Consider the following 5,184-nt stretch of genomic DNA (forward strand, 5'->3'; position numbering starts at 1 on the left):
GGACCTGCTGGCGGACGTCGTCGACGCGGCCGTGGAGACGCTGGGCGGCATCGCGTTCATCGGCTCGCCCGACGTCGCCTACCTTTCGTCGGCCGTGCGCGCCCTCGCCTTCCACCCGCCGTCCCGCGGGAGCGTCGCGGCGGAACTGGCCGACTACTTCGCAGGGCAACCGCTGCGGCTGTCCTGACCCCCCGAGAACCGCGGATGGAAGGCCGGACGTGGACATCAAGAATCCCTACGAGTCACCCGTCACCTTCAAGCTGCACCGCGCCGAGTACCTCGTCGGCTTCGCCGCGACGATCGTGCTGACGGTGCTGCACCTCGGCGACATCCGCTGGCCGGTCTGGCTGGCGCTGTTCCTGTACATCGACGTCATCGGATACATCCCCGGCGCCGTCGCCTTCCGGCGCAGCCCCGACGGACGCATCCCCAAGACGTACTACGTCCTGTACAACTCGACGCACAGCCTGATCACCTGCGCGCTGGTGGCCGGACTGTGGATGTGGCTGGCCGGGCCGGAGTGGGCGTTGCTGGCCATCCCGTTCCACGTCCTCGGCGACCGCGGGGTCTTCGGCAACTTCCTCAAGCCGTTCGGCCGGCCGTTCGAACCCGTCGCCAACCCGCAGTACGACCGGCTGGCCGCCGCCCTGGGGCGGCGGGCCGTGGGTTCCAGGGTGCCGGCCGGGCCCGGCCCGGACGCCGAGGGGCGGCCGGAGACCGGGACGGGCGAGGGGACGATCGCCACGGGGGCCGCCCGGTGACGGGGCCCGTCCGGGCGCCGGCCCGCCTCCCCGGCCGGCCGCGGTCCGTGCCCGACTACACCGCAGCGGACAGCGCCCGCCGCGCACTGCGCACCCTCAGCACCGCGGTGACCGTCCTGACCGTGGGCGGCGGCCGGCCGCACGGCACCACGGTCAGCGCGGTGGTCGCGCTGTCGCGGCTCCCCCTGCTGCTCGGGCTGTGCCTGCGCCCCACCTCCACGTTCACCGAACGGCTCGGCGAGACCCCGCTGTTCTCCGTCAATGTGCTCGGCGCCGCGCAGGAACCGGTTGCCCGGCACTTCGCCGACCCCGAACGGCCCGACGGCGCCGCCCAGTTCACCGGGCTCGCCTGGACGCCCGATCCGCTCACCGGCGCACCCCTCCTCGCGGCCTGCGTGGCCCACCTGGCCTGTTCCGTCGTCAGCCGGCACCGCGTCGGCGACCACGACCTGGTCGTCGCCGAGGTCGTCGGCGGCGCGAGCGCCGGCGGTGACCCGCTGGTCGGCTTCGCCACCCGGCTGCACCGAGGGCTGCGCAGGACCGACGACCCGGACCCTTGGGAGTGAAGACCCGATGACGACCGACGTACCGCTGGAAGCCGACTGGGACCGTGCCCCGAACCTCCTCGACGGAGCGCGGGAGCTGACCCTCACCGCCGAACGGTGCGACCTCGCCTACTGGCTGACCGCGGTGGCGCAGGGCACCCTGCGCGGCCGTGCCGGGCGCGGCCACGCCACCACCACGCCGGACCACATGCGCGCGCCCGGCCCGCTGCGCGAGGCGCTCGTCCTGGAACTCGGCAACCGCTCGCTGTCGGAGCTGCGGGCGGTCCAGGTGCTGTCCCACTACGTGATCGGGGCGCCCGGGCTCGCGGAGACCGAGTTCTTCGTCACGCAGGTGGTGGACGAGGCGCGCCACTCCATGGTCTTCCGCAACCATCTGCTCGAACTGGGCGTGCCCGCGGACCGGTTGCACGACCGGATCCGGCAGGAGGGTGCGGACTACACCAAGCGCATCCTCGACCCGATCTCCGAGTTCGCCACGGCCGTCGTACGCGACGAGGGCGACTTCATCGGGGCGGTGGCCGTGTTCACCATCGTCATCGAAGGCGTGCTGGCGCCCGCGGCCGAGCTGAGCGAACGCAAGTGGGGCCTGCTCGACCCGGCCGCCGCCGAGATCGCCCGCGGCGCCTCCATCGACGAGATCCGGCACCTGGCGGTGGGCAGCTCCATCGTCCGCGAGCACCTGGCCCGGAACCCCAAGTACCGGTCCCGGCTGATCGAACTCGTCAAGCGCGGACGGCGGTTGTGGGACGAACTGCCCGTCGACGAGTTCGTCCTGCACCGGGAGCGGCTCTTCCAGGAGGGCATGGGCGCCCATGCCGGACTGCTCGCCGACTACGAGGTGTTCCCCGGCCGGCGGCTGCTGGACACCACGGCGGAGGAACGGTACGACCTCGCGGAGCGCTGGACCGACGACATGGCCCGCACCCGCCTGCCCGAGATGGGCATCCCGGAGGCCGTGGACATCATCGTCACCGGCCGCTGAGGGCGGGCGGCCATGGGATCACGGACGCCCGGCACCCGCGCCGGCCGGCCGGCGGCGAGGGCCGGCCTGACCACCCCGAAGATCGTCTTCCTCGTCGTGGCCGCGGCGGCCCCGATGGCCGGCGTGGTGGGCTCGGTGCCCCTGGCGTTCGCCCTGGGCAACGGCGTCGGGGCCCCGGCGGCCTTCCTGCTCTCCGGCGCCACACTGCTGTGCTTCTCGGTCGGCTACGCGGCCCTGAGCCGCCGGATCACCAGCGCCGGCGGCTTCTACACCTACGTCGTCAGGGGACTCGGCCGGCCGGCGGGCCTGCCCGCCGGGCTGATCGCCCTGCTCGCCTACAACGCCACCGTGACCGGCGTCACCGGCGCCTTCGCCTACTTCGCCGACCTGGTCGCCGCCTCCCACGGCCTGCACCTGTCCTGGCAGTGGTGGGCCGTGGCGGGCATCGCCGCGATGGCGTTCATGGGGTACCACCGGATCGACCTGAGCGCCCGCCTGCTGGCCGTGCTGATGCTCTGCGAGGTCGCCGTCCTGCTCGTGGTCGGCTTCTGCGTCGTCGCCCGGCGGGGGGCCGCCGCGCTCCCCGCCGCCTCCTTCGCCCCGCACCACGTCTTCGCCTCCGGCCTCGGCGTGGCGCTGATGTTCGCGCTGATCTCCTACATCGGGTTCGAGGCGGCGGCCCTCTACGGGGAGGAGGCCCGCGACCCCGGGCGCAGCGTCCCGCTGGCGACGTATGTGTCGGTGGTGCTCATCACCGTGTTCTTCGCGCTCGTCAGCTGGGTCGCCGTCGGCGGTGTCGGCGTGGACCGGCTGCGGCCGACCGCGCGCGGCGAACTGGGCGACATGTTCTTCCGCCTCGCCGAGCGGTACACCGGCGAGGCCGTCACCACGGTCATGCAGGTGCTGCTGTGCACCAGCCTGTTCGGCGCGATGCTGGGCCTGCACAACGCCGCCAACCGCTATCTGTACGTGCTCGGCCGGGAGCGGGTGCTGCCCTCCTGGCTCGGCGCCGTGCACCCGCGGCACGGCGCACCGCACCGCGCCGGGCTCGTCCAGGCCGGCGTCACGGCCGCCGTCTGCGCGGTCTTCGCCGCCGTCGGCCTCGACCCGTACACCAGCCTCGCCACCACGACCCTGGCCCTGGGGGCGGTGGGGCTGATGGCGCTGCAAGGGGCGGTCAGCGTCGCGGTGATCGCCTTCTTCGCCCGGCGGCCCGGCGGCCACTGGTGGCGGTGCGCCGTCGCACCGCTGCTCTCCCTCGGCGGCATCGGCGCCGAGCTGGTGCTGCTCCTGGACAACTTCCCGGTGGTCACCGGGACCCACTCGGCGCTGGTGAACCGGCTGCCCTGGCTGCTGGTGGCCGCGGTGGTCTGGGGCGTCGCCCAGGCGCTGTACCTCAGGAGGCGCGCACCCGGCCGGTACGCGGCGATCGGCGGCGCGAGGGACACGGCGGCGGCCACCGCCCCCGGTCAGAACAGGCGGAGTTTGTCGTCCTCGATGCCCCGGAGGGCGTCGTAGTCCAGGACGTGGCAGTCGATGCCGCGGTCGGTGGCGAGGACGCGGGCCTGGGGCTTGATCTCCTGCGCGGCGAAGATGCCGCGGACCGGCGCCAGATGCGGGTCGCGGTTCAGCAGGTCCAGGTAACGGGTGAGCTGTTCGACGCCGTCGATCTCGCCCCGCCGCTTGATCTCCACCGCGACCGTCCGCCCGTCGGCGTCCCGGCACAGGATGTCCACCGGCCCGATCGCGGTCATGTACTCGCGGCGGATCAGGGTGTACCCGTCGCCCAGGGTCTCGATGCGGTCGGCGAGCAGCTCCTGGAGGTGCGCTTCCACGCCGTCCTTGATCAGGCCCGGGTCGACCCCGAGTTCGTGCGAGGAGTCGTGGAGGATCTCCTCCATCGTGATGATCAGTTTCTCGCCCGCCTTGTTGACGACGGTCCACACCCCGGCGTCGTCGCCGGTCCCCTCCTTCAGCGTGCAGGGCGGCGACATCCAGTTGAGCGGCTTGTAGGCCCGGTCGTCGGCGTGGATGGAGACGCTGCCGTCCGCCTTGACCAGGATCAGTCGCGGTGCCGAGGGCAGATGGGCGGTGAGCCGGCCGGCGTAGTCGACCGAGCATCGGGCAATGACGAGACGCATGGTCGGCAACGCTACTCGACGCGCGCCGGTGCACGCGATCCGCCCATCCCGCTCCCTGCGGATCGTCCCGATTGTCCCTGGAACCTCTTGTTCATCCCTGGCCGATAGTGAGCATGAGCCGACCGTTCCATATACGCATTCTGCTGGTGTGGTCACCGACCGTTGCCTACCGTAGGGACGGGAGGTTGCGGCCCCTGTACCGAGCGTGTTCGAAGTCGCGAACTCCCCTATCTGTCCGCCAGCCCCTGCGCTTCGGGGGTGCGAGAGGAGAACCCATGTCGCTCGACGTCTCACCGGCCCTACTCGAACAGGCCGAGCGAGGCGAGGTCGACGAAGCAGCATTCGTCGACTGCGTCCGGACCTCCCTGCCCTACGCATGGGAGATGATCAGCTCCCTGGTGGCCCAGCTGAAGGTGGACGGCGGACCCTTCGCCGACAACCAGACGCCCCCGCCGGACGAGCAGGCGCGCGGTCAGCTGCTGCGTGCGCTCGCGAGTGACGCGATACGCGGCGCGCTCCAGCGGCACTTCGGTGTACGGCTGGCCTTCCAGAACTGCCACCGCGTGGCGGTGTTCCCGCTGGACGCCTCGGTGGACGAGACGCTGTCCCGCTTCACGTCCGTGCGCGCCCAGCTGCTCAACCAGTCCCCGGAGCTCCGGGACTGCTGACGCGGCCGCGGCACGGCCGGGACCGGGTCGCCGAAGCCGTCGGCTTGCCGCTCCACCCCGTGGGAG

6 protein-coding genes and 1 pseudogene are annotated in these 5,184 nt (G+C 72.4%); 6 read left to right on the forward strand and 1 reads right to left on the reverse strand.

The window, feature by feature from the left end:
• From H5J33_RS22735 to H5J33_RS22755, 5 genes and pseudogenes are all read left to right on the forward strand, one after another.
• Positions 1 to 187, forward strand: a pseudogene (locus H5J33_RS22735) (acyl-CoA dehydrogenase); the annotation flags it as partial.
• A 31-nt stretch (positions 188 to 218) separates the two neighbouring features.
• Positions 219 to 761, forward strand: a complete 543-nt coding sequence (locus H5J33_RS22740) for a hypothetical protein (RefSeq protein ID WP_181796762.1) — start codon at positions 219 to 221, stop codon at positions 759 to 761.
• Positions 762 to 808: 47 nt separating this feature from the next.
• Positions 809 to 1,327, forward strand: coding sequence for a flavin reductase family protein (locus H5J33_RS22745; RefSeq protein WP_181796763.1), 519 nt, complete (start codon positions 809 to 811; stop codon positions 1,325 to 1,327).
• Positions 1,328 to 1,334: 7 nt separating this feature from the next.
• The gene (locus H5J33_RS22750) at positions 1,335 to 2,309 is read left to right on the forward strand and encodes a VlmB-like protein (protein ID WP_181796764.1); all 975 of its coding nucleotides are present in this window, start codon (positions 1,335 to 1,337) and stop codon (positions 2,307 to 2,309) included.
• A 12-nt stretch (positions 2,310 to 2,321) separates the two neighbouring features.
• On the forward strand, positions 2,322 to 3,827 hold the full coding sequence (locus H5J33_RS22755) for an APC family permease (protein ID WP_181796765.1): 1,506 nt from the start codon (positions 2,322 to 2,324) through the stop codon (positions 3,825 to 3,827).
• On the opposite strand, the gene nucS is transcribed toward H5J33_RS22755, so the two are convergent.
• Positions 3,779 to 4,450 carry an endonuclease NucS gene (gene nucS, locus H5J33_RS22760; RefSeq protein ID WP_181796766.1) on the reverse strand — a complete coding sequence of 224 codons (672 nt, stop codon included), beginning with the start codon at positions 4,448 to 4,450 and terminating at the stop codon, positions 3,779 to 3,781. The genes H5J33_RS22755 and nucS overlap by 49 nt on opposite strands.
• Before the next feature lie 275 nt (positions 4,451 to 4,725).
• Here nucS and H5J33_RS22765 point away from each other — a divergent pair, with 275 nt between their 5' ends.
• The gene (locus tag H5J33_RS22765) at positions 4,726 to 5,118 is read left to right on the forward strand and encodes an SCO5389 family protein (RefSeq protein ID WP_181796767.1); all 393 of its coding nucleotides are present in this window, start codon (positions 4,726 to 4,728) and stop codon (positions 5,116 to 5,118) included.
• Positions 5,119 to 5,184 lie beyond the last annotated feature (66 nt).

The sequence above is a fragment of the Streptomyces sp. WELS2 genome (assembly GCF_013870595.1).
GTDB lineage: Bacteria > Actinomycetota > Actinomycetes > Streptomycetales > Streptomycetaceae > Streptomyces.